Genomic DNA, 24,571 nt, shown 5'->3' on the forward strand with positions numbered 1-24,571 from the left:
ATGAGTGATTCATTGCCCACCACCCCCGATGCCGTGCGCCAGCGCGCCGCGGCTGCCGACAACCGGCGTCGCCGCAAGGCGCGCCCGGCCTCCCGTCAGTGGCGCCGCCGGGGCCTCATGACCGCCTATATCGTGTTCGTGCTGTTGCCGATCTACTGGCTGCTCAACATGTCCTTCCAGTCCAACACCGAGATCCTCGGCGGACTGACCCTGTGGCCCGAGAGCTTCACCATCGAGCACTACGCCAAGATCCTCAGCGAATCCAGCTGGTACATGGGCTACGTGAACTCGATAACCTATGTGCTGATGAACATGCTGATCAGCATCGCGGTGGCACTCCCGGCCGCCTATGCCTTCAGCCGCTACAAGTTCATCGGCGACAAGCACCTGTTCTTCTGGCTGTTGACCAACCTGATGGCGCCGCCGGCCGTCTTCCTGCTGCCCTATTTCCAGCTCTATTACACCGTTGGGCTGTTCGACACCCATATCGCGGTCGCGCTGGCCCACTGCCTGTTCAACATTCCGCTGGCCGTGTGGATTCTCGAGGGTTTCATGAGCGGGGTACCCAAGGAGATCGACGAGACGGCCTTCATCGATGGCTACAGCTTCCCGACGTTCTTCGTGAAGATCTTCATCCCCATGATCAGCTCCGGTATCGGCGTGACCCTGTTCTTCCTGTTCATGTTCTCCTGGGTCGAGTTGCTGCTGGCCAGCACCCTGACCTCCACTGGCGCCCAGCCCATTGCCTCGGTGATGACTCAGACCAAAGGTGCCTCGGGGATCGACTGGGGGACGCTGGCCGCCGCCGGTACGCTGACGATCCTGCCGGGTATCGTGGTGGTCTATTTCGTTCGCAATCACATCGCCAAGGGCTTTGCCCTGGGCCGCACCTGAGGAGGACGCGACATGGAATGGATGGTCTGGACCACCCCCACTACGGTCTTCTTCGTGGTCATCGCGGCCATGCTGGCCAGCATGACGGCCTGGGAGGTCATCTCGCCGACGGTCGAGCGCAAGGGCTTCTTGCCGATTTCGACCACCCGCGGTGATCGGCTCTTCATCGGGCTGCTTTGCGCGGCCTATATCCACCTGGTGGTGGTGGGCTTCACCCCGCTCAACATCTGGCTGGCTCTGGGGGCATCGGTGCTCTGGTTACTGATCCTGATGCGCTGGGGCTGACAGAAACGCATGGAGCCGAATGTCCAGGGACGGACGACGACAACCCAAGAGGTCAATATGAAAGCGACAACAATGCGACTCTCTCTACTGGCGGCCGGTGTCATGCTGGCAAGCCCTGCCCTGCACGCCGACAACCACGACGCGCGCGCCATCGCCGAACGCCTGGTCGATGAACACTTCCAGAACTCGACGCTGTCCCGCGAGGATCAGATCGAGGAGCTGCTGTGGTTCGCCAAGGCGGCCGAGCCCTTTCGCGACATGGAGATCAATACCGTCGCCGAGGGCCTGACCACGCATATCTACGAACGGGATGTGCTGGCCGAGGCGTTCAGCGAACTGACCGGCATCGAGGTGACCCATAACATCATCGGCGAGGGTGATGTGGTCAACAACATGCAGACCCAGATGCAGTCGGGTCGCAACATCTACGATGGCTACGTCAACGACTCCGATGCCATCGGGACCCATATCCGCTACGGTACGACCGTCAATATCTCCAATGCCATGGAGAACGAGTGGGCCGACTATACGCTGCCGACCCTGGATCTCGATGACTTCATCGGCCTGCAGTACGGCACCGGCCCGGATGGCAGCATCTACCAGTTGCCTACGCAGCAGTTCGCCAACCTCTACTGGTTCCGCTACGACTGGTTCCAACGCGAGGACCTCCAGAAGCAGTTCCGCGACATCTATGGCTACGACCTGGGGGTGCCGACCAACTGGACCGCCTACGAAGACATTGCCGAGTTCTTCACCGAGCACGTCGGCGAGATCGACGGCACCAAGGTCTATGGCCACATGGACTATGGTCGTCGCGACCCCTCGCTGGGCTGGCGCTTCCATGACTCCTGGCTCTCCATGGCAGGCATGGGCAGCCCCGGCGTGCCGTTCGGCAATCCGGTGGACGACTGGGGCATCCGCGTCAACGAACAGAGTCAACCGGTCGGCGCGAGCGTGTCTCGCGGCGGTGCCACCAACTCGCCGGCCTCGGTGTTCGCCGTGACCAAGATGGTGGATTGGCTCGAGAAGTACGCCCCACCCGAGGCCAGCGGCATGACCTTCGGTGAGGCCGGGCCGGTGCCGGCCCAGGGCAATGTCGCCCAGCAGATGTTCTGGTACACCGCCTTCACCGCCGACATGACCGACCCCGCTCTGCCGGTCACCGACGAGGAGGGCAATCCCAAGTGGCGCATGGCGCCGTCGCCCACCGGTCCCTACTGGGAAGAGGGCATGAAGGTCGGCTACCAGGACGTGGGCTCCTGGACCTTCTTCGACTCCACCCCGGAAGATCGCCGCACCGCTGCCTGGCTGTTCGCCCAGTTCACCGTCTCCAAGACGGTATCGCTGGAGAAGCTCATGGAGGGTCTGACGCCGATCCGCGAGTCGGACGTGTTCTCCGAGCAGATGACCGAGATGGCACCCAAGCTCGGCGGGCTGGTGGAGTTCTATCGCAGCCCCAACGAGTCCAACTGGACGCCATCTTCCACCAACGTGCCGGATTACCCGCGCATGGCACCGCTGTGGTGGCAGAACCTGGCGCCGGCCGTCAGCGGCGATATCTCGCCCAAGGAAGCGCTCGACAACCTCGCCGGGGATCTCGACAGCATCATGGCGCGCCTGGCGCGGGCCAAGGTCTTCACGACCTATGCCCCCAACCTCAACGACGAGCGCGACCCCCAGTACTGGCTCGACCAGCCGGGTTCGCCCAAGGCGCAGCTGGATGACGAGATGCCGCAGGGCACCACCGTTCCCTACGACGAGATGATGGAGGCGTGGATGGCCGCCGGTTCCCGCGAATGATGGGCGGGCGGGTCGCTTGACCCGCTCACCCTTGCCCCGGGCGCTCTCGGGGCAGTTCAAGATCGTGTAACCGGTTGCCTGAACGGGACCCAGGGCCCAGCTCGGTGCAGTCCGAGCGGGGCCCGTTGCTTTGAAAAAGGGCCAGACATGCAACTCAGAGAGAACAACATCCGCAAGCTCCCCGGCCAGACCTTCGATGCGCTGGTCATCGGTGGCGGTATCAACGGCGCCGCGGCGGCGGCGGCGCTGAGCGGAAAGGGGGCCAGGGTCGCGCTGATCGATCGCGGTGATTTTGCCGGCAGCACCAGCATGCACTCCTCCAACCTGGTGTGGGGTGGCATCAAGTACATGGAGAGCGGCGACTTCAAGCTGGTGCGCAAGCTGTGCAAGAGTCGCAACCACCTGATCAGGAGCTACCCCTCCACGGTCCAGGAGATCCGCTTCCTGACCACCATCAACAAGGGCTTTCGCCATCATCCTCTCTATCCTTGGGCCGGTACCTGGCTTTATTGGCTGATGGGTAGTGCCTTCACGCGCAGGCCCAACTTCCTGCGTCCTGCGGGGATCAAGGCGCGTGAACCGATCATCGATACCCGCAATGCCCAGGGGGGCTTCGAGTATTCCGATGCCTACCTGCATGACAACGATGCGCGTTTCGTCTTCAATTTCGTGCGCGGTGCGCTGGATTTCGGCACCGTGGCCGCCAACTACGTCGAGTCACTGGGGGCGCGCCGTGAAGGCGATCTCTGGATCACCACGGTCCGCGACCGCACCGATGACCGTACCTTCGAGATTCGCTCCCGGGTGCTGATCAACGCGGCCGGCCCCTGGGTCGACCAGCACAACAGCCTCTCGGGACAGCACACCGACCACCATCATGTCTTCTCCAAGGGCATCCACCTGATCGTGCCGCGGCTGACCGACAGCAAACGTGTGCTCGCCTTCTTCGCCGACGATGGTCGGCTGTTCTTCGTCATCCCCATGGGGCCGCGCACCTGTATCGGCACCACCGATACGCGGGTCGAGAAGCCCGAGGTCGGCGCGACGGAGGAGGATATCCGCTTCGTGCTCGATAACATCAACACCCGACTCGAGCTCGAGACGCCACTGGGCAAGGAGGACATCATCGCCACCCGTTGCGGCGTGCGCCCCCTGGCCGTCAAGCCCAGCGGCGGCGGCGACCGGGATTTTCTCAACCTGTCGCGCAAGCATGCCATCGACATCGACAGCGAGAAGCGCCACCTGAGCATCTTCGGCGGCAAGCTCACCGATTGTCTCAATGTCGGCGAGGAGGTGGTGGAGGAGGTGCGCCGGTTCGGTATCGAGATCCCGTTCCCGGACTATCGTTGGTACGGCGAGCCCGATGCCTCGGTTCGCGCGGCTTTCATGCATCAGGCACGGCTGATGGAGCTGGATGCCATGACCGGCGCCGAGGCCTCCGAGCCGCTCAGCTCTCGGTTGTGGCGCCGCTATGGCGCCCAGGCACTGGAGATGCTCGAGGACATCCGCCAGGATCCGCGCCAGGGCGAGGTGCTCATCGAAGGCACCGAATACCTGCGCTGCGAGCTGAAACTGGCCAGGCGCCGCGAGATGGTGACCAAGCTCGAGGACTTCCTGAGGCGACGCGCCAAGGTCTCGCTGGTGGTGCCCGAGGAGAGCATCCGCCACTCGCCGGGACTGCGCGAAGCCTGCGATATCCTCTTCGACGACCAGGCCGAGGCACGCCTGCAGGAGTATCTGGAGACGGCGATACCCGAGCGTTGAGGGACGAGAAGCTATTGGCGCAGCCAGGCTGATAGAATGCCGCGCGATTCCTTCCCCCTCGACCCTTCCGGAGCCCTGGACCATGACCGACAACTCGGCGGCGGCCGCCATGCCCACCGACTCCCCGTTACGCACCCTGCTGACCGGGGCGCAGATGCTCTTCGTGGCCTTTGGCGCCCTGGTGCTGGTGCCGCTGCTCACCGGCCTGGACCCCAATGTGGCGCTGTTCACGGCGGGGATCGGCACCCTGATCTTCCATGGGGTGACCCGGGTCAGCGTGCCGGTCTTCCTGGCTTCGTCCTTTGCCTTTATCGCGCCCATCCAGGGCTCGGTGGCGAACTACGGCATTCCCGCCACCCTGGGGGGGCTGATGGTCGCCGGCCTGGTCTATGTGGTGATCTCCCAGTTCGTGCGCCTCAAGGGCACCGTCTGGCTGCATCGCCTGCTGCCACCAGTGGTGGTGGGGCCGGTGATCATGGTGATCGGCCTGGCCCTGGCCCCGGTGGCGGTGGACATGGCCACCGGCGAGACCAGTGAGAACATCGGCTACGGCGCGGCGATCTTCCTCTCCATGGCAAGCCTCTTGGTCACCCTGGTGCTGGCGGTGTTCGGCCGCGGCCTGATCCGCCTGATCCCGATCATGGGCGGTATCGTCACGGGCTATGCGCTGGCGCTGGTGATGGGCGTGGTGGACTTCACCCCGGTGCAGGAATCGGCCTGGCTGTCGCTGCCGTCGTTCACCGCGCCGAGCTTCCACTGGGCGGCGATCCTGTTCATGATCCCGGTCGCCATCGCCCCGGCGGTGGAGCATATCGGTGACATGGTCGCCATCGGCTCGGTGACCCGCAGGAACTACCTGGAGAAGCCCGGCCTGCATCGCACCCTGCTGGGCGATGGCCTGGCCACCACCGCCGCGGCGATCTTCGGCGGACCGCCCAACACCACCTACTCCGAGGTCACCGGGGCCGTGACCCTGACCCGAGCCTTCGACCCCCGGATCATGGTGGTCGCCGCCTGCATCGCCATCGTCCTGGCTTTCGTCGGCAAGCTCGGCGCGCTGCTGCAGACCATCCCGGGGCCGGTGATGGGCGGCATCATGACCCTGCTCTTCGGCTCCATCGCCGTGGTCGGCATGAACACCCTGGTGCGCGCCGGCAAGCCGCTCACCGCGCCGCGCAACCTGGTGGTGGTCTCCCTGGTGCTGGTCTTCGGCATCGGCGGCATGCAGTTCGGCAACGGCCAGTTCACCCTGCAGGGGGTCAGCCTCGCCGCCCTGGTCGGCATCGTCCTCAACTGGGTGCTGCCCCGCGCCGACGAGGAGTGATAGCGCTCAGGCGTGATGCAGTTCCTGGCCCGCGTCGGAGAAGGTCGGCGGGGTGCTGGCGCTGACGATCACGCACTCCTCGTTGCCGGGGTTGCGGAAGCGGTGGGGCAGGCGGGAGTCGAAATAGTAGGCGTCGCCCGCGCTCAGCACCCCCACCCCGCCATTCACGGTGATCTCGATCTGCCCCGCGATCACCACGCCGCCTTCCTCGCCGTCATGCTCCAGCATCTCCTCGCCGCTGTCGGCCCCGGGTGGGTAGCGCTCGTGGATGATCGACATGCGCCGGTCGGGCCGCCGGGCGGCCACCAGTCGCCAGGAGAGCTTGCCGTCGCCGATCTCGGTCAGCTCGCCCCTCCGGTAGAAGGGTTGTGGCTGGCTCGGTTCGTCGCCGGCGAAGAAGGCGCTGATCGACACCGGCAGGGCGTCGAGTATCTTCTTCAGCGAACTCACCGACGGGCTGACGTTGTTCTGCTCGACCAGCGAGATGGTGCTGTTGGTGACCCCGGCCCGCTTGGCCAGTTCACGCTGGGAAAATCCGCGCGACAGCCGCAGCTGCTTGAGCCGGGCGCCGACATCGAATGCCTCGTCCATGGGTCGGTCCTTGCCGCGGCCGTTGCCGCATTCGTGGAATATTTTCAACATAGTGTACCTCCTTGGCGGCACGGGGATAAGCCACGGCTTGACCGGCGTCAGGACAGGGCGCCAGCGTGGACGGCCGGCATGGCACCCGCCGCCGGGCTGAGGCATCATGACTCACGACATGACCGATTCGTCAGGAGAGCCGATGATCACCCGAGACGACCTCACCGGCCTGATCCTGGCCGGTGGCCAGGGGCGCCGGATGGGCGGTCGCGACAAGGGGCTCGAACCCTTCGCCGGTCGCCCGCTGGTAGCCCACGTTCGCGAGCGCCTGGCGGGGCGGGTCGCCGAGGTGCTGATCAACGCCAACCGCAATGCCGAGGCCTATGCCCCACTGGCCGATCGCGTGATCCAGGATGCCGAGGGCGGCTTCCAGGGTCCGCTGATGGGCATTTATAGCGGCCTGCAGGCCGCGCGCACCCCCTGGCTGCTGGTGGTGCCCTGCGACACTCCGGCCCTGCCCCGGGATCTAGTGGATCGGATGGTGGAACGCCTGGTGGCCGGCGAGTGCGATATTGCCGTGGCCTTCGACGGCGAGCGCCTGCATCCGGTGGTGGCACTGATCCGCACCGCCCTGGTTGATGACCTGGCGGCGGCCCTGGCCGACGGCGAGCGCAAGATCGATCGCTGGTACGCCCGCCACGCCTGGTGCCGGGTGGACGTCAGCGACTGCCCCGATGCCTTCGCCAACCTCAATACCGATGACGAGAAGCAGCGGCTTGAGCGCGCCCTGAACGATGGTGTACCGCGGCGCCTCCCCTTCGACGACGACCTGCCACTGCTCGGCATCGCCGCCTGGAGCGGTACCGGCAAGACCACCCTGCTGGAGCAGTTGCTGCCGCGCCTCGGCGCGCGGGGCCTGCGGGTGGCGGTGATCAAACATGCCCACCACGCCTTCGATGTCGACCAGCCCGGCAAGGACAGCCACCGCCTGCGCCAGGCCGGCGCCTCGCCGATGCTGGTGGCGTCCCGCGCCCGGGTGGCGCTGATGATGGAGACCCCCGGGCGCGAGGAGGCCGATCTGGCCGAGCTCATCGACATGGTGCGTCCCCAGCATCCCGACCTGGTGTTGGTGGAAGGCTTCAAGGCCTGGCCGCTGCCCAAGCTCGAGCTCCATCGCCCGGAGGTGGGCAAGTCGCTGCGCGTCGCCGAGGACCCCTGGGTGCGCGCCGTGGCTAGCGACGCCTCCCTCGCGCTGCCCGAGGGTGTCGAAGCGCTGGACCTCAATGACCTCGAGGCCCTCACCGACTGGATTGCTGCCTGGCCAGCCCGCTGGCCGAGCCGCCAGCTGCCCCGCGAGCACAAGTGCGAGGAGGCCGCGCCATGACGCTCTCCTGCTTCGATCTCGGCGAGCGGATGCTCCCGGTGGCGGAGGCGCGCGCGCGCCTGGCCGGCCTCGTCGAGGCGCCGCTGCCCGCCGAACGAGTGGCGCTGGGCGAGCTCCACGGCCGGGTGCTGGCTGAGGACGCGGTCTCGCCCATCGACGTGCCCCAGAACACCAATGCCGCCATGGACGGCATCGCCCTGGCCTGGCCGGCGGACGACGAGTGGCCCGGCGAGTGGCGAGTCGTCGGCGAGGTGCTCGCCGGCAGGCGCCGTGAAGAGCCGCTGGGTGAGAGCGAGTGCGTGCGCATCACCACCGGGGCGCCGCTGCCGCCGGGCGCCGACACAGTGATCATGCTCGAGCAGCTCGAGGCGCGCGGCGAGACGGTGGTGGTCAATCACCCCGAACGCGTCAGGCCCGGTCAGAATGTACGCCAGGCCGGCGAGGACATCCCCCGGGGCCAGACGGCGTTGCATGCCGGTACGCGGCTGGGGGCGGCCGAACTGGGCCTGCTGGCCTCGCTTGGCCTGGTTGATGCGAGCGTGCATCGTCGCCCGCGGGTGGCGATCTTTTCCACCGGCGACGAGGTGACGGCGCCCGGGAAACCGCTGCCCCCGGCGGGCATCTTCGATGCCAACCGCTATACCCTGGCCGGCCTGCTGGCCGAGCAGGGTGCCGAGTTGCTCGACCTGGGCATCCTTCCCGACGACCGGGAAGCCATGGTCGCGGCCCTGACTGATGCCGCCGGGCGGGCCGACATGGTGATCACCAGCGGCGGCGTGTCGGTGGGCCACGCCGACTTCACCCGCGCAGCGCTGGAGGCGGTTGGCCGCCTGGCGTTCTGGCGCATCGCCATCCGCCCCGGGCGTCCCCTGGCCTGTGGCCTGCTGGGCGAACGGGGTGTGCCCTTCCTGGGGCTGCCCGGCAACCCGGTGGCGGTGATGGTGACCTTCCTGCAATTCGTGGCGCCGCTGTTGTCCAAGTTGCAGGGCAGGCCGCTGCACGAGCCCGAGCGGCTGTTCGCCATCGCCGACGAGGCCCTGAAGAGCCGTCTCGGGCGCACCGACTTCCTGCGCGGCCGCTACCACGCCGACGCCGAGGGCCGCCTGCACGTGTGCAGCACCGGCGCCCAGGGCTCCGGGATCCTGTCCTCGATGGTGGCGGCCAACTGCCTGATCGAGCTCACCGACGACCGCAAGGGGGCGGCCCCGGGCGAGATGGTGAGCATCCAACCCCTTCATCGACTGCCATGAGACGCTGACCCCCATGCCTCTGTCCAACCAGCCACTGACCCATCTCAATGCCCGCGGCGAGGCCCACATGGTCGACGTCGCCGACAAGCCGGAGAGCCGCCGCGAGGCCAGCGCCTCGGGCCTCATCCGCATGCAGCCCGAGACCCTGGCGCTGCTCTCCGAGGGTGGCCTGCCCAAGGGCGATGTGCTGGCTACGGCGCGCATCGCCGGCATCCAGGCCGCCAAGCGAACTCACGAGCTGATCCCGCTCTGCCATGCCCTGGCACTGTCGAAGGTCGCCATCGACTTCGCGCTCGACGAGCCCGAGTCCTGTGTCCATGTCACCGCCACCTGTCGCCTCAACGGGCGGACCGGGGTGGAGATGGAGGCGTTGACCGCGGTCTCGGTGGCCTGCCTGACCCTCTATGACATGTGCAAGGCCGTGGACAAGGGCATGGAAATTGGCGCCATCCACCTCGACACCAAGGCCGGTGGCAAGTCCGGCGATTATCGGCGCGAACAGGCCCGGGGAGAGCGAGCGGTGGCGCCCTCCATCATCGAGTCTGCCCCGTCGCCGATCGTCACCGGCGAGGGCGCCTCCGGCGAGGTCTCGGTGGGGCAGCGTTGCGACATCGCCGCGCCCTGCATCCTCGTCAAGTGCCTGGCCGAACTGCGTGAGCGTCTCGGCATCGGCGATGTCTCGGTCCCCTTTGATCGCTTGCCGAGTTCCGACGTGGCCGGCCTCAAGACCGCGCTCAAGGCGATGGATCCACGTTTCGAAGGCCTCGATCAGGGCCGCGTCCTGTGTGCCGTCAATCAGGTGATGGCCGGCGATGCCACGCCGCTGACCGACAACGACGAGGTCGCCTTCTTTCCCCCGGTGACCGGAGGCTGAGCGATGATCCGCGTGCAGGAAAGCCACTTCGATGCTGGCGCTGAACAGCGCGCCCTGCTCGAGGGGCGCAGCGACATCGGGGCGGTGGTGAGCTTCACCGGCCTGGTGCGTGACTTCAACGAGCGCCCCGAGGTCCAGGCGCTGACCCTGGAGCACTATCCAGGCATGACCGAGGCGGCCCTCGGCGAGATCGTCGAGCAAGCGCGGGCTCGCTGGCCGCTTCAGGGTGTGACCGTGATCCACCGGATTGGACGCCTCGCCCCCTCAGACCCTATCGTATTGGTAGTGGTCGCCAGCGCCCATCGACGCGCCGCCTTCGAGGCCTGCGACTTCATCATGGATTACCTCAAGACCCGCGCGCCTTTCTGGAAGAAGGAGCATACCGCCAGCGGGGACTACTGGGTTTCGGAGCGCGACGGGGACCATCATGATGCCCGTCGCTGGGAGATGTCTTGATGACCGATGAGCTGATCGACGACTTCGGCAGGCGAGTGCGCTACGTGCGCATCTCGGTCACCGATCGCTGCGATTTTCGCTGCGTCTACTGCATGAGTGAGGAGATGACCTTCCTGCCGCGTGCCCAGGTGCTGACCCTGGAGGAACTGGCGATGGTCGCCCGGGCCTTCACCGAGATGGGCGTGGAGAAGGTCCGCCTGACCGGGGGCGAACCGCTGGTGCGGCGTGATATCGATCGTCTCGTCGGTGATATCGGGGCGCTGCCGGGGCTCAAGGACTTTGCCATGACCACCAATGGCGCCAGCCTGCCCAAATTCGCCGCTCGCCTGCGCGAGGGAGGGCTCAAGCGTCTCAATATCAGCCTCGACTCCCTGGATCCCGAGCGCTTCCGTCATCTCACCCGCACCGGCGACCTGCACAAGGTCATCGACGGCATTCGTGCCGCGCGTGATGCCGGTTTCGAGCGCATCAAGCTCAATGCCGTGATCCTCAAGGGACGCAACGACGACGAAGTACTGGACCTCGTCGATTTCGCGCGTGACGAGGGCCTCGATATCAGCTTCATCGAGGAGATGCCGCTGGGCGACGTATCGGACCACTCCCGTGCCGAGACCTTCTGTTCCAGCGACGAGGTACAGGCGCGCATCGAGGCCCGCCACGAACTGATCCCCACCACCGAGTCGACCCTCGGGCCGTCGCGCTACTTCATGATGCCCGACAGCGATTCCCGGGTCGGCTTCATCTCGCCCCACAGCCACAACTTCTGCGACACCTGCAACCGGGTTCGTGTCACCGTGGAAGGGCGTCTGCTGCTGTGCCTCGGCAACGAGCACTCCGTGGACCTGCGCGCCGTGCTGCGCCGCTACCCCGGCGATATCGAGGCGCTGAAGCAGGCCATCGTGCGCGCCATGCCGCTCAAGCCCGAGCGGCATCACTTCACCACCGACGGCGATGTCCAGGTGGTTCGCTTCATGAACATGACCGGCGGCTGAACTGCAGCCCCTCAGGGTCAGACCCCGGCCAAGCCGCCAAGCCCATCATGGTGCGCTTCTCCAGCGGGGTTGCCCTCCACCGGGGCTGACCCAAGGGCGAAGCACTACGCCGACAGCATGGCACAACGGGCGACATCACGATGTCGCCCGTTTGCTGGTTGGCAGGGGCAATCCTTTCGGGATATCGTGAATCACGCTTAGCTGCTTGCCGTTGGGGGTGGCAATTTTCCCTTTCTTTCTTCCGCTTTTTCCCACGACTTTCCTTGCCAATGTGTCGCAAGTGCATATACTTTCAACGTGTCATTACACAACGCAACCGTCCAACATTCGGCATGGAGACCGCCAATGTCCAGCGAATCCCTGGAGCGCATCGCCCGCAACAAGAACGTGGCTCGTGCCGCGGCACGCCAGCTGAGCATGGAACAGCTTCGCAAGCTGGCCGAGGTCATCGGAGAAGTCATCGAGCAGAAGAAGGACGAGGAAGTTCAGCGCCAGGAAGAAGAAGTCGAGAAGGCCAAAAAGCTCGCCGAGATCCGCGAGCAGATCAATGAAGCCGGCCTTTCCCTGGATGATCTGGTGACCGAACAGCCCAAGCGCAAGCGCGGTCGCCCACCGAAGAACGCCAGCAAGGCCTGAGGTGGGGTATTCCCGTCACCGCGCCTTGCCATCAGGGCGCGGTGAGGGCAGGGCTCCTGCTTCGACTTGCTGAGCGATGGGGTGCCCTTGTGGGAGCGGTGCTTGCACGGCGATGGTGTGCCCTCCGCCTATCGCGCTGCAAGCAGTGCTCCTACAACCCTGTGTAGGCTTTGAGGCCCTTGTGGGAGCGGTCGGTTCGACGCTTCGACTTGCACCGCGATTCTTGCCTTCCTCATAGCGACAAGAAGCTCTCTTCCACCAGCGAAAGCTCCCCTTACTTCCCCAGCATCTCGGCTTCCACCGCCAGGATCTGCAGATGCACTTCGGGTAACCGGTGCAGGTGATCGGCGAGCCAGCCGAGCAACCTGGGTTGCAGGGCCAGGCGCAATTCCGCCAAGGAATCCACCTGGATCTCCTCGAGGCAGTCGTCCAGCCAGTCGGCGAAGGCGGCCTCGTCCATGGGGCTCGTCTGGCTGGCGTCGAGCATCAGCCGGCCGATGCGGGTCCAGCCGGTGTCGGTGGCGGCCACCGAAATGGCCAGGTAAAGACTCCCATGGCGTGAGCGGTTGGCCCCGTCGCCGCTGCCCAGGCCGGGCAGGGCGGAGACCGCATCCTGGCTGATGATATGCGGCTGCTGGGGGTGACGCGCCTCCAGGGAAAGCCCCTCGGCATCCAGACGGATCAGGTCGCCGTTCACCGGCGACACCGGTGCCTGGATGCCGAGCTCCTCGGCCAGCGCCCGGTGGGCCTGCTGGTGGCGAGCCTCGCCATGTACCGGCAGCAGGTGGCGGGGTTTCACCCAGCCGTAGAAGGTGCGCAGTTCGTCCTGGGCCGGGTGGCCCGAGGCGTGCAGTTCGGGGTGATTCTCGTCGTCGAGGATGGCCACGCTGAAGTGCCTGAGGCCGCGCTTCAGGCGGTCGATCAGCCGCTCGTTGCCGGGGATGGCCTTGGCCGAGAAGATTACCGTGTCGCCGGCCATCAGCTCGAAGTGGGAATGGCGGCCTCGGGAGAGGCGGGACAGCGCGGCCCGCGGTTCGCCTTGGCTGCCAGTGGCGATCACCAGCACTTCTTCCGGCGGCAGATAGCCGAGGTCGGTCACCGGTACCAGCGGCGGCAGGTCGTCCAGGTAGCCAAGCTGGCGTGCCACGCCCACCATGCGCTCCATGGAGCGCCCCATCAGGCTGACCCGGCGGCCGCAGCGCTCTGCCGCGCGGCCGATGGCCAGCACCCGCGCCAGGTTGCTGGCGAAGCAGCTCACCACCACGCGTCCCTCGCAGCGGGCGATGGCATGGGTCAGCGCCTCGGCGACCTCGCCCTCGCTGCGGGAGTGGCCGGGCATCGGCGCGTTGGTGGAGTCCCCCACCACCAGGTCCACGGGCGCGATGGCGCGAAAGGTCGCGGCCGAGATCGGCGGCCCGATCAGCGGCTCGGGATCGAGTTTCCAGTCACCGGTGTGCAGCACCCGGTGGTCGCCGGCGGCGATCAGCAGCGCGCAGCTCTCGGGAATCGAGTGGGTCAGCGGCAGGAAGCGCAGGGTGAAGGGGCCGGCCTCCAGCGCCTCGCCGGGCTCGATGACCCGGATGGCATCGGTAGCCAGCCCGCGTTCGACAAACTTGGCCCGCAGCAGGCCGGCGGCCAGCGGGGTGGCATGAATCGGGCAGCCCCACCGGGGCCACAGCCAGGCGGCGGCGCCGATATGATCCTCGTGGCCATGGGTGATGATCAGCGCCCGGGGACGGATCGAGAGTGTCTCCAGGGTGGAGAGATCCGGTACCTGGAGTGGATTGTCCGGGAGGTCCTGACGGATCATCATGCCGCAGTCCACGGCGATCCAGGCCTCCTTGCCCCTCTCCCCATGACCCCTCTCTTCACGACCCAGGCCATAGAGGCTGAGGTTCATGCCGATCTCGCCACAGCCGCCCAACGGCAGGAAATGCAGGGGAGGGCGGCGACGAGGACGGATCTGGACGCGTGGTTGTGGCATCGACGGGGGAACGGGCCTGGGAAAGTGTACGAACACTATACGGGAAGCCCGCTGGGCCCCACAACGCGGCCCTCAGGCATTCGCAGGGCAATCGCAGTTAGCCGAAGCGAGAGGCGCCGGGGACAGGTCAAAGGGGAGGTCCTATGCCAGGGATGGCATCGGTAGCGTACAGGGAAGTATTCACAGCGCCTCCCCGGCGGCCTGTCGCCGGAACAGCCTCGAGCGTTACTTCCATCTGCGATAGCCTTGAAGGCAGTCGGCTCAGGTCGGAGTGTCCAGCGCTACCTGGGTCGCCAGTACCTTGCGCAGGAAGTCCCGGGTGCGGGGGTCCTTCGGTGAACCGAAGAGCTGGCCGGGTGGTCCCTGTTCGACGATGCGCCCTCCCTCCATGAAGATCACCCGGTCCGCCACGTCCTGGGCGAAGCTCATCTCGTGGGTGACCACCAGCATGGTCTGGCGCTCCCGGGCCAGCTGCTTCATCAACCCCAGGACTTCCTCGACCCATTCCGGATCCAGTGAGGAGGTCGGCTCATCGAAGAGGATCACCTCGGCCTGGGCCGCCATGGCGCGCCCGATGCCGACCCGCTGCTGTTGGCCGCCGGACAGGGAGGCGGGGTAGGCATCGGCCTTGTCGGCCAGGCCGATGCGTTCCAGGATCTCCCTGGCCCGCGCATGGGCCTTCGCCTTGGGCCAGCGGTTGACGACGATCAGCCCCTCGGCGATGTTCTCCAGCGCCGTCTTGTTGGCGAACAGCGCATAGTTCTGGAACACGAAGGCCGTGCGCCGCCGTGCCGTCAGGATGTCGGCCTGGCTGGCCCGGGTGACGTCGACATCCAGATCGCCGATGGTCAGCCGGCCGGCATCCGGCCGCTCGAGGAAGTTCAGGCAACGCAACAGCGTCGACTTGCCGGTCCCTGAAGGGCCGATGACGACGATGATCTCGCCCTGCTCGATGGCCAGGTCGATGCCGTCGAGCACGGCGGTTCCGCCGAAGCGCTTGACGAGTCCCTGTACCTTGATCATCGGCGATACGCCTTGTTGAGTCGGGTTTCCAGACGCCGCTGAAACCAGGCCAGCAGCTCGACGATGATCCAGTAGAAGACCGCCACGGTGATGAAGGCCTCGAAGTAGAGAAAGCTGCCGGCGGCCTCCTTCTGGGTGGCGCCCATCAGCTCGGTGACTCCCAGGGTGAATGCCAGGGAGGTGGCCTTGATCATGTCGATGAAGTAGTTCATCAGCGTCGGGACCGCGACCCGCGTGGCCTGGGGCAGCACGATGCGCCGCATCAGCTGGCCGTTGGTCATGCCGATGGAGAGTGCCGCCTCCGTCTGGCTGCGATCGACCCCGACGATGGCGGCGCGAATGGATTCCGCCATGTAGGCCGAGAAGTGCAGGGTCAGGCCCATGATGGTGGCGGTAATGCCATTGATCTGGGTCAGGAAGGCCATCAGCTGGGGCAAGCCATAGTAGAACAGGAACAGTTGCACCAGCAGCGGCGTGCCACGAAAGAAGGAAATGAACAGCAGGGTGGCGGCGTTCAGCCCCGGGATGCGCAGCACGCGGATCACGGCGAGGCCACAGGCCAGCACCAGGGCCAGCGCCATCCCCACGGCGGCCATCTGCAGGGTCAGCGGCAGGTAGCGCAGCAGGACGGGCACCAGCCCCAGCATGTAGTCGACATCGAGCACTTGCATAGGAGCGACTCAACGCCTCACGGGCGAGTGATGTCGGTGCCGAACCACTCTTCCGAGATCGCCTGCAGCTTGCCCGACTCGCGCAGGCTGGCCAGCGCGGCGTCGACCCGGTCACGCAGGGCGCGGTCCTCCTCGGTGTCGCGGAAAGGCAGGGCATTGCGGATCTTGGAGAACGGCTGGCCGGCCAGCGCCAGGGGCAGCGGCTTCTCCTTGATCACCTGGCTGGCACTCACTCGGTCCATGACGAAGGCGTCGACGCGGCCCAGGGCGGTGTCCTGCTCGATGTTGCTTTCGTAGGTCCGGATGTCGATCTCGTCGGCGTAGGGCAGTTCGCGCAGCAGCTGCTCGTAGTTGGAGCCGAGGTTGACGGCAACCGTCTTGCCTTTCAGGTCCTCGGCACCCTGGACTTCTTCGTTGCCCGCCTTGACCACGACCTGGGCGCCGTCGTAGACGTAGGGCTCGGTGAAGGCGTACTTGGCGGCCCGCTCCTCGGTGATGGTGATCTGGTTGGCGATGGTGTCGATCCGGCCGGACTCGAGCATGCCGAACAGCCCCGAGAAGTTCGCCGTGACGAACTCGACCTCGACGTCCATCTCCTCGGCCACGGCTTCCATGACATCCACCTCGAAGCCCTGGAGCTCGTCCTGCTCGACGAAGGTGAAGGGGAAGTAGCCGCCGGACATGCCGACCCTGATGGCGTGATCATCGGCCTGAGCCAGGCTGCCGGTGGTCATCAGGCCAGCGGTCAGGGCGGTGAGGGCAATGCGTTTGAGCATGGGATTGCTCCTGTGGTTTCGCTGAAACTAGGAAATCCGGCACGGCGTTCGTGTCGTTGATGGATAAATACACTAGGGAATAAGAAAACGTTTTTCCAATAGCCTTTGGTTATGAGCTATGCAGGGGTAGGCCGCCGGGTAGGTTCGGTGTGGTAAGCCGTCATGCTGCCTATGCGAAAGGGGATGACCGAATGTCGACTCCCCTTGGATGTGGAAGTGTTGCTCCGAGTGCTCAATTCACTTGATTCAGACTATTCGCGTCGGTCGCTGCTCTGAGGCGAGCCAGCATGGGCCTCAGATCCGGTCCCAGAGACTCGAGCGCAGGCCGTGCGTAGTAATACCCCTGCTGGCGTGTAATGCCCATGCCTGCTAGCCACAAGGCTTCGCCGCGGGTCTCGACACCTTCTGCGATCAGCAGTACCCCCAGCTCGTCTCCGAGGCCCTTGACCGCGCGGATCAGTGCCTGTCGTCGGATGTCGTGGTGGCACCCCATCACCAGCTCTCGATCGATCTTCAGCCGGTCGGGTTTCAGGTCGGTGAGCAGGTCCAGGTTGGCATAGCCGTTGCCGAAGTCGTCCAAGGCAGTCGCGAACCCCATGGATCGGTAGCTCTCGATGATCCGGTTCAGGTGGTGCCGGTCTGTGACGCGTTCTGTCTCGGTGAACTCGAAGACAAGTCGATTGGTCGGCCATCCTACGCGATGACAAACATCAAGCGTGGCCTGGATGCACGCCTCGGGCTCATAGACGGCGTTGGGTAAAAAGTTGATCGATAGGTTTTGCTTCATGCCGAGCCTGCTTGCCAGCTCGATGGCACGGACGCGGCAGGCCTGGTCGAAACGGTAAAGCAGGTCGTCGGTTACCTGGGAGAGTATGCTCCATGCCGACTCGCCCCGCGGGCCGCGCACGAGCGCTTCATAGGTGGTGATCTGTGCTTCACTGATGTCAACGATCGGCTGAAACGCCATTGTGAAGTCGAAAGGGAGTTCCCCTATGCACCTTCCGCAGTGTCCCTCAGCCCTTGCGCAATGACTCATATATTGTCCTTTTTACAACAGCTTATCGGTTTCTTCATCCGCCGCTGGTGAGCAATAGCTCGACACGACGGTTGGCCGCACGTCCACTGCTTGTCTCGTTGTTCTCAAGAGGTTGGGTATCGGCATAGCCGATGGCACGCAGACGCCCCTCGGGTAGACCGGCCGATGCAAGGTAGCGCAGTACCGAGATGGCACGGCCGGTGGAGAGCTCCCAGTTGGAGGGGAAGCGTTTCGTGGAGATAGGAATGTTGTCGGTATGCCCCTCGACCGATATTCGCCCATCGAATGTCAGAAGAGTCTCCATCAGTCCTTGCAGGACTATCCGTCCCCGAGGAGTCAGCCTGTCCTGCCCACTGGCAAACAGCAGGTTATTGTCGATGCGTAGCGTGATCCCTCTGTCGCCCTCGGCAACGCTGACACCCTCAATCTCCAGTCCTTTGAAACGCGGCTGCAGGCCCTCGTGACGAGGCCTCAGGCCGGAGGTCATTGGGGCAACGCCGGTAGCGGCAGCGATGGAGGCAGATTGAGCCTGGGGAGATACCGATGGCATTGCCTGGCCGGGGAGCTGGTTGCCACTGGTGGCCTGGCCTTTGCCTGTCATCGAAAGGAGAAGGACGAAAAGGGTGATCAGCAAGGTGAGGACGTCCAAGTAGCTCATCAGCCAACTCTCACTGTCTCCGTCACCCTGGCTGGGTGGGCTGAGTGCCTGGCGGATGTCCCGGTCACGCATGCTGGCTGGTCTCACTGCTGTCACGCTGCCGGGCGGGAGGCTCCGGGTCACGAATCTCGTCATGATAGTTGGCGACGAAAGAATTCAGGGTCTCTTCGATGAACGATGGCAGGCGACGCTTGGTGATCAGCGAGATGCCCTCGAGCACCATGTTCATCGCAATCAGGCGCTCCTCGGTGCGACGCTCGAGCTTCACCGCAATCGGCTTGAAGATCAGGTTGGCCAGCAGAATGCCGTAGAAGGTGGTGAGCAGGGCAACGGCCATCCTGGGGCCGATCACGTTCAAGTCACCTGCCTCCATGACTTCCAGCATGTTGACCAGACCCACCAGCGTTCCGATCATCCCGAAGGCAGGTGCGTAGTTGGCCATGGTGCGGAAGATCTGTGCTTCGGCGTGCTCGCGGGCCTTGAGCCGGGAGATCCGCCAGCGAAGCAGGTCGAAGATCTCGTCCTCCTTGGTATTGGCGATCACCAGCTGGATGCCGGTACGCAGAAAGGGGTTGCGTGTCTGCTCCAGGGACGCCTCCACCGCGCGGACGTCACCCTTCAGCCACAGCCGGGACATATCGACCAGCTCGCTGATGTCATCGCGGATATAGGTGTTCTCTCGACGGAATACGATGGCGACCAGTCGCACTACCCTCAGCACCTCCTTGAGGGGGTAGCTGATGAAGGTCGCGGCCAGGGTGCCGGCCACGACGATGCCGAGTCCCGGGAGGTTGATGAAGCTTTGTGGTGATTCGGCGGTAAAGAGCAGGACGCTGGCGAGCAGCACGCAGCTGGCCAGTATTCCGATCAGTGTCGAGGGGTTCATGAACGGCTCCTGACCGTAGAGTGCATTCGCATACTTCAGTTATCGGACGCCGTGCAGGATACTTTAATGTTGCTGCTCCAGGGCGCGGACAGCCGAGAAAGAGGGTGATACCCTTGGGGCCACCCAAGCCTGCCGAGAATGGCACTCCACCGCCCGCAGAGCAGGTAGGCATCGCAGGGAGTGATACATCATGACAGGGCGAGAAGAGACGGATCGCTTCACCATAGCCATGCATCCGATTCACGACGTCGAGTATGAGCATGTGGCCGACCGCCTCATCTATCAGCACCATGACCGCGATCCTGATGATCCGGTGAGCCGCACGGCGAAGGCCCTGAGCAGCGTCCTGTATGAACTGGACGAGCGGCAGTCCCGTGAGCTCTTCATCGAGCTTCCCGCGGAGTGGCTGGTACGCCTCGACCTGTTGCCGACGCCACCCTACCAGGTGGTCATCGGCCTGCCCCGGGGCCTCGAGATCACGCCGGAGCTGGCGGAGAGCCTGCGCAGTATCCGCGAGCGGAATTACCGCATCGCCGTGCCCGACCCCGCGCCTCAGGCCATGGGGTCCGACCTGCAAGCCGTGGCTGACATCATCGAGATTGATGCCTCCCAGGCCCTTGACCTCGAGCGGCTGGACACCCTCAAGGCGAAGGGGTATCGGTTGCTGGCAGAGCATATCCAGGACCATGAGCAGCTTGAGCAATGCCTGGCCGCCGGCTGCGACTACATCAATGGCCGCTATCTCTCAGAGCCCCACTATCACGCTTCCAGGCCGCGAGGGCGCCACGGCAATCGTGCCGCCCAGTTGAGGCTGATCAACGAGCTCTATCGTGAGGACGCCGACCTTCATCGTCTTCATGACCTTCTCCTGCAGATGCCGCACCTGCATGTGGCGATCCTGCGCCGAGCCAACTCCAGCTATTTCGGCCAGAGCCACCAGCAATCTGATCTGCGACGCGCGATGCAGGTGATCGGCCTCAACGAGTTGCGCCGGCTGGTGATGACGATCTCGCTGGCCAGCGAGATGCCGTCATCGCGCATCACGGTGAGGCTGGCATTGATCCGCGCCTACATGTGCCAGAACCTGGCCGAGCCCTTCCGCAATATCGATCCTGAGGACGCGTTCACCACGGGCCTGTTTTCGATGATGGCGGCGCTGCTGGATGAGGATCAGGCCACCCTGCTGGCCCAGCTGCCGCTCGACGACGCCATCCTTCGGGCCCTTGAGCATCACGAGGGCCACTTGGGAGCCATCCTGGCGATCTGCGAGGAGCATGAGCAGCAGCTGGCGGGCAACACGCCTGACCACACCGCCGAACGGCTGCAGGAATGCTATCTCGAGGCCCTGGAGAGGACCGCCACCCTGATGGGGCGCTTCTAGCGCCGCCGGGTGACGTGCCGCCATTTCCATCCCGGAGAGCGCGGCGTCAGCTGGGCTCGTAGAGCCTTGCCCGCAGGCGGCTGACCGCCTGGCTGTGCAGCTGGCAGACTCGCGATTCCGATACGCCCAGCACTGCCCCGATCTCCTTCAGGTTGAGCTCTTCCTGGTAGTAGAGCGCCATGAGCAGCGTCTCACGCTCGGGCAGCGCCTCGATGGCCTCGATGATCTGCTCCCGTTTTTCCTGATCCACCAGCCGGGAGAACGGGCTTTCCAGGGCTCGGCTTTCAAGCCGAGACTCTCCCCCTTCGGCCATCAGTTCCTCGAAGGGCAGCAGCTGGCCACTGTTGGTATCGTTAAGCAGGCGCCGATAGTCCGCCAGGGGCATCTCGAGCTCCGTCGCGATTTCCGTCTCCTCGGGTGGTCGCCCCAGATGCTGCTCCAATCGCCGCACTGCTTCATCAACGGCCCTGGCGCTGCGCCGAACGCTGCGTGGCAGCCAGTCCCGGCTGCGTAGCTCGTCCAGCATGGCACCGCGGATACGCTGGTTGGCGAAGGTCGCAAAGCTTGCGCCCTTACCCGAGTTGAATCGACCCATGGCTTCCAGCAACCCGACAGTGCCGGCCTGAATCAGGTCGTCCAACTCGATGCTGGCTGGCAGTCGTACCTGCAGGGCGAGTGCCTGACGGCGCACCATGGGCAGGTACTCTGTCAGCAGTTCTCCCTGATCGATCTTCCCTTGTGCCGTATACATCCTCTTGCCTCACAGCTGGTCAGCAGTACCACCTGCTTGTTCGGGTGGTGTTGTCGGATTCGTTTTTACCGATGGTTCACTATCACCTGAAGCCCACTTACCGTCACTGGAGGATGCCCCTCCGGTAGGGAGAAGCGGAATTCCAGCGCGACGTCGGCTGCCAGTCCGGCCAGTGCGCGGGTTGTGCCGCGTGGGCTTGGTAGCGATGTGCAATCGGCCGGGTGGCAAAGTCTGACGTTCAGGGTGTCTCCCGGTGGGAGCCGGTAGTGCCAGACGATACTCTGGATCACTCGATTGCCGGCTTGCGTACCGACGGGGCCTAGAGAGTCAGACGATGTTTCGCGGTCTGCCATGCTGACCCTGGTCTCAGAGGCATTGGCGACCCAACTGCCAGCGGCATGCCCTTCAGCGCAGGCGACCGCGAGAACCAATCCCAGGGCATATCGTCCGGTGCGCCTCATGTCGACATCACCAGCAGGTCAATACCCAGGCAACTCCACGCCGCCTGTTGCAGGTTGTCCAGTAGTCCCTTGCGGGGCATCTCCGGCGCATGTACCGCCAGCAGACGATGAGGCCTCTGTTGGTCATGGAGCCGCGTCAATACCCCGAAAGCCCGGCGGAAGGCATTCGGATCGTTGTCCACCCAGAGGGCCCATCGTGACTGTTGCGTGAGCAGCAGTGGCAAGTGTGGACTGGCGATCTCCACAGGGACGACCCGCCACTGTGCTGCTGAGCCCACCCAGCGTCGTCCTTGCGCATCCCAGTACTCCAGCAGGTCGCGGACGCGCTGGGCCTGGAAGGGCGATACGCCAGGTAGCCCGACAACCATCAGCGTTTTGCAGGCTGGGACTACGTCGCGACGGTTGTCATCGCGAGGGGAGGAGACATGGTGAGTGCCTGCCCCCTGCCGCAGTCCTGCTGCCTGATCGGCGAAGGTCACGGCATACCCTCCAGGCCGGCTGAGCCGACATGGCGAATGGCATCCCTGGCGCTGAACAGGTAGAGCAAGGCGTCAAGCAGGGCGGTGTCACGTCGGCGGCGCCGCCCTCCCAGAAGGCCCAGGAGTTCCGAACGGAGATCCATGGCGGCCACGTCGCTGCCATGGTCGAGATGGTTGGCGGCGGCGGCGATCCCGGTGGCCAATAGTAGCTGTAGCTCAGGACGTGTCTGAGCCGGCAGCAGCGCGGACAATCGTTCCTTGGCACGACGTGTTTGCTGCGCAAGGCCCTCGGCCTGCAGATGGCTGAGCAGAAGGGGCAGGGCATCCTCGTGGTTGCTGATGGTCATCAACCAGTAGCGCCGGCCCAGCTCCTTTCCGCTTTCGGGATCGCTCAGTGTGCCGAACCAGGCTTCCAGGGATTTACCGGACAGACCTTCCTTGCGACGAGTCGGAAACGCCGTGACAGTGAGCTGTGACAGCGCCACGTGGCAAGGTTGGCCTCGAAGTCGGCAGTTGGCCTGTGCGGACCGGGTGGCCAGTGGGGCAAGTTCGGACAGGGCACGACGTTCTGCGCTATGAATGACCCGCTGCCCAGGGCGTACCTGGCTGGACCAAATGACCTGCCCTCTATCAAGCCATTGCCAGGCATCGCTTTCCGGTAGGGAGGGAAGCAGATGGACCTTGACCCCCTGCATCTCGTCCGACATGGCCAGCCGGTTGACCTGGCCGATGGGTTGCCTGTGTTGCAGGTCCGGCAGGGTTAGCCAACGGCCCCGTGCGTCCAGCCCCAGGTCCGGCATTGCCCAGTCACAGCCCTTCAAGGTTCGCCGGGAGGCCCATAGCATGCCTGTGCGTTCGCATGTCCTGGCAGCCTGGTCGAGCAGGGTATCCAGGCGAGCTGCCTGGAGTTCATCGGGAAGTGTGGAGATGTCCCAGGCAGCCTCCAGGTCACTGAAACCCGCCAGTCGCTGACGAAGCCCCTGCAGGGTGGACGACAGCCGCCGTCCCTGTCCGAGCAGGTCACCTCTCGGGGAGAACCCGCTCGTTGCCCGGGGCTGCAGTGAGGCCGACGGTTCGGCCAAGGCTAGTGGGGCGCGCGTGGCAAGGGCCTGCGTGATCAGAGCCATCGGATCGGGTATTTCCAGGTCTTCCGGGACACGCTGGCCTTGAGCGCTGTACATCAGGCGAAGGCCATGGCGGATGATCGTCTCTAGCGCTGGAGCCAATCGTCCTGCCTCGTCCTGCTTGGTCAGCAGGCAATCACTCAGTTCAGCCCCTGCCGCTCGCGCGGCCTGGCGGTAACGTGTAACGACTTCCTCTAGAGTCTCAGGCTGACTGGCCGCGTTGAGCAGCAGCACCATCCGGACCCGGACTCGCCCTCCCTGCAGCTGGGCAATCTGCTCGATGATCCTCTGGTCACGTTGGCTCATCCCTACGGTGTCGATGATCACCCAGCGGCGGCCCCGGAGGTCCCGGGCCAGGCTGTCGATAGGCTGGCCCGGCGCGAGGGCATGCATCGGAATGCCCAGAAGCCCGGCATATATCCGCAGCTGTTCGTGGGCGCCAATGCGGAAGCTGTCAGTGGTGACCAGCGCGACCTGTTCTGCGCCGTGGCGCTGAACGAAGCGAGCCGCCAGCTTGGCAGTTGTGGTGGTCTTGCCGACCCCGGTCGGGCCAACCAGCGATATGACCCCGGGGGGGGCAAGGAAGTTATCCTCGTGCTCAAGGGCGGGCAGTCTGGCCGCCAGCCGTCGTTGCAGCCAGGAAAGCGGACGGTTGTCGTCGATTTCGCAGTCGTTGAGTTCGCCAGGGAGCGCTTGCAGCAGCTCGTCGGCCAGCAGGGCACTGAAGCCCGCTTCTCCTAGCAGGCGCTTGAGTCGTGTTCGGGAGTCCTGAGTGGGGGTGTGGCGCGCCTGTTCCCGGGCCAGAAGTGCGCGCATATCCTGCATCTCATGCAGCAGCTGCTCGCTCATGGTCTGCAGGGTGCGTCCGTCGATCGCTGCATCACTGTATTGTGGAGCCGGTGGTACAGAGGAGGGGGATGGGGCCTGTGGCGCAGACGCTGCGGTCATGTTCTCCATGGCGCCATCCGCCATGGCCAGGATTTCCACGCCCTGCTCGGTGCGACGATTGGCCAGGATCAGCGCATCATCCCCAAGCGACTCGCGCACCTGGCGCATGGCCTCTCGACTGGTGTTACCCGTGAATCGAATGACGCTCATCT

Annotated in this window: 23 protein-coding genes and 1 pseudogene; 13 read left to right on the forward strand and 11 right to left on the reverse strand. The window is 64.9% G+C overall.

Translation table 11 applies throughout. The features are described from left to right. The 5 genes from OP498_RS07070 to OP498_RS07090 all read left to right on the forward strand — a co-directional run bounded on the left by OP498_RS07070 (position 1) and on the right by OP498_RS07090 (position 6,067). Positions 1-894, forward strand: a complete 894-nt coding sequence (locus tag OP498_RS07070; RefSeq protein ID WP_280553049.1) for a carbohydrate ABC transporter permease — start codon at positions 1-3, stop codon at positions 892-894. A 12-nt stretch (positions 895-906) separates the two neighbouring features. Beyond that, positions 907-1,179, forward strand: coding sequence for a DUF2160 domain-containing protein (locus tag OP498_RS07075; protein ID WP_280549505.1), 273 nt, complete (start codon positions 907-909; stop codon positions 1,177-1,179). Between the two features lie 57 nt (positions 1,180-1,236). Continuing rightward, a complete protein-coding gene (locus OP498_RS07080) occupies positions 1,237-2,979 on the forward strand; it encodes an ABC transporter substrate-binding protein (protein WP_280549503.1) in 1,743 nt (580 codons plus the stop codon). Between the two features lie 147 nt (positions 2,980-3,126). Continuing rightward, complete coding sequence (locus OP498_RS07085; RefSeq protein ID WP_280549501.1) at positions 3,127-4,743, forward strand: FAD-dependent oxidoreductase; 1,617 nt, start codon at positions 3,127-3,129, stop codon at positions 4,741-4,743. An 82-nt stretch (positions 4,744-4,825) separates the two neighbouring features. Continuing rightward, a complete protein-coding gene (locus OP498_RS07090; protein WP_280549499.1) occupies positions 4,826-6,067 on the forward strand; it encodes a uracil-xanthine permease family protein in 1,242 nt (413 codons plus the stop codon). 6 nt (positions 6,068-6,073) lie between these two features. Here OP498_RS07090 and OP498_RS07095 read toward each other — a convergent pair whose 3' ends face one another. Beyond that, positions 6,074-6,658, reverse strand: coding sequence for a cupin domain-containing protein (locus tag OP498_RS07095; RefSeq protein ID WP_280549541.1), 585 nt, complete (start codon positions 6,656-6,658; stop codon positions 6,074-6,076). Positions 6,659-6,851: 193 nt separating this feature from the next. Here OP498_RS07095 and mobA point away from each other — a divergent pair. From mobA to OP498_RS07130, 7 genes and pseudogenes are all read left to right on the forward strand, one after another. Beyond that, positions 6,852-7,433 (forward strand): annotated as a pseudogene (gene mobA / locus OP498_RS07100) (molybdenum cofactor guanylyltransferase MobA); the annotation flags it as partial. Between the two features lie 3 nt (positions 7,434-7,436). Then, complete coding sequence (gene mobB / locus OP498_RS07105) at positions 7,437-8,033, forward strand: molybdopterin-guanine dinucleotide biosynthesis protein B (RefSeq protein ID WP_280553129.1); 597 nt, start codon at positions 7,437-7,439, stop codon at positions 8,031-8,033. Beyond that, positions 8,030-9,283 (forward strand): gephyrin-like molybdotransferase Glp, encoded by a 1,254-nt coding sequence (glp, locus tag OP498_RS07110; protein WP_280553050.1) that lies wholly within the window; start codon positions 8,030-8,032, stop codon positions 9,281-9,283. The genes mobB and glp overlap by 4 nt, the downstream gene beginning before the upstream one ends. Before the next feature lie 13 nt (positions 9,284-9,296). Continuing rightward, complete coding sequence (moaC, locus tag OP498_RS07115; RefSeq protein ID WP_280549495.1) at positions 9,297-10,157, forward strand: cyclic pyranopterin monophosphate synthase MoaC; 861 nt, start codon at positions 9,297-9,299, stop codon at positions 10,155-10,157. 3 nt (positions 10,158-10,160) lie between these two features. Further along, positions 10,161-10,613, forward strand: a complete 453-nt coding sequence (moaE, locus tag OP498_RS07120; RefSeq protein ID WP_280549493.1) for a molybdopterin synthase catalytic subunit MoaE — start codon at positions 10,161-10,163, stop codon at positions 10,611-10,613. Continuing rightward, the gene (moaA, locus tag OP498_RS07125) at positions 10,613-11,605 is read left to right on the forward strand and encodes a GTP 3',8-cyclase MoaA (protein WP_280553051.1); all 993 of its coding nucleotides are present in this window, start codon (positions 10,613-10,615) and stop codon (positions 11,603-11,605) included. The genes moaE and moaA overlap by 1 nt, the downstream gene beginning before the upstream one ends. Positions 11,606-11,950: 345 nt before the next feature. Beyond that, entirely contained in the window at positions 11,951-12,241 is a 291-nt protein-coding gene (locus OP498_RS07130) for a hypothetical protein (RefSeq protein WP_280549490.1), read from the forward strand. A 274-nt stretch (positions 12,242-12,515) separates the two neighbouring features. Here the strand turns inward: OP498_RS07130 and OP498_RS07135 are convergent, their stop codons facing one another. From OP498_RS07135 to OP498_RS07165, 7 genes are all read right to left on the reverse strand, one after another. Continuing rightward, on the reverse strand, positions 12,516-14,141 hold the full coding sequence (locus OP498_RS07135) for a ribonuclease J (protein WP_280553053.1): 1,626 nt from the start codon (positions 14,139-14,141) through the stop codon (positions 12,516-12,518). A 345-nt stretch (positions 14,142-14,486) separates the two neighbouring features. Continuing rightward, positions 14,487-15,248, reverse strand: a complete 762-nt coding sequence (locus tag OP498_RS07140; RefSeq protein ID WP_280553054.1) for an amino acid ABC transporter ATP-binding protein — start codon at positions 15,246-15,248, stop codon at positions 14,487-14,489. Further along, positions 15,245-15,919 (reverse strand): amino acid ABC transporter permease, encoded by a 675-nt coding sequence (locus OP498_RS07145; RefSeq protein ID WP_280553056.1) that lies wholly within the window; start codon positions 15,917-15,919, stop codon positions 15,245-15,247. The genes OP498_RS07140 and OP498_RS07145 overlap by 4 nt, the downstream gene beginning before the upstream one ends. 17 nt (positions 15,920-15,936) lie before the next feature. Next, positions 15,937-16,653 (reverse strand): amino acid ABC transporter substrate-binding protein, encoded by a 717-nt coding sequence (locus tag OP498_RS07150; protein WP_280553130.1) that lies wholly within the window; start codon positions 16,651-16,653, stop codon positions 15,937-15,939. 274 nt (positions 16,654-16,927) lie between these two features. After that, the gene (locus tag OP498_RS07155; protein WP_280553057.1) at positions 16,928-17,731 is read right to left on the reverse strand and encodes an EAL domain-containing protein; all 804 of its coding nucleotides are present in this window, start codon (positions 17,729-17,731) and stop codon (positions 16,928-16,930) included. A 34-nt stretch (positions 17,732-17,765) separates the two neighbouring features. Next, positions 17,766-18,461: an OmpA family protein gene (locus OP498_RS07160; RefSeq protein ID WP_280553058.1), complete on the reverse strand. Its 696-nt coding sequence runs from the start codon at positions 18,459-18,461 to the stop codon at positions 17,766-17,768. Then, positions 18,454-19,275, reverse strand: coding sequence for a MotA/TolQ/ExbB proton channel family protein (locus OP498_RS07165; RefSeq protein ID WP_280553059.1), 822 nt, complete (start codon positions 19,273-19,275; stop codon positions 18,454-18,456). The genes OP498_RS07160 and OP498_RS07165 overlap by 8 nt, the downstream gene beginning before the upstream one ends. Before the next feature lie 190 nt (positions 19,276-19,465). On the opposite strand from OP498_RS07165, the gene OP498_RS07170 reads away from it, so the two are divergent. Next, positions 19,466-20,656 (forward strand): HDOD domain-containing protein, encoded by a 1,191-nt coding sequence (locus tag OP498_RS07170; RefSeq protein ID WP_280553060.1) that lies wholly within the window; start codon positions 19,466-19,468, stop codon positions 20,654-20,656. A gap of 46 nt (positions 20,657-20,702) precedes the next feature. Here OP498_RS07170 and OP498_RS07175 read toward each other — a convergent pair whose 3' ends face one another. From OP498_RS07175 to flhF, 3 genes are all read right to left on the reverse strand, one after another. Beyond that, complete coding sequence (locus tag OP498_RS07175) at positions 20,703-21,407, reverse strand: RNA polymerase sigma factor FliA (RefSeq protein WP_280549479.1); 705 nt, start codon at positions 21,405-21,407, stop codon at positions 20,703-20,705. Between the two features lie 457 nt (positions 21,408-21,864). After that, positions 21,865-22,347, reverse strand: a complete 483-nt coding sequence (locus tag OP498_RS07180; RefSeq protein ID WP_280549477.1) for a hypothetical protein — start codon at positions 22,345-22,347, stop codon at positions 21,865-21,867. Next, positions 22,344-24,569 carry a flagellar biosynthesis protein FlhF gene (gene flhF, locus OP498_RS07185; protein WP_280553061.1) on the reverse strand — a complete coding sequence of 742 codons (2,226 nt, stop codon included), beginning with the start codon at positions 24,567-24,569 and terminating at the stop codon, positions 22,344-22,346. The genes OP498_RS07180 and flhF overlap by 4 nt, the downstream gene beginning before the upstream one ends. Positions 24,570-24,571: the final 2 nt, after the last annotated feature.

The organism is Halomonas sp. 25-S5 (assembly GCF_029889845.1).
Classification (GTDB): Bacteria; Pseudomonadota; Gammaproteobacteria; order Pseudomonadales; family Halomonadaceae; genus Halomonas.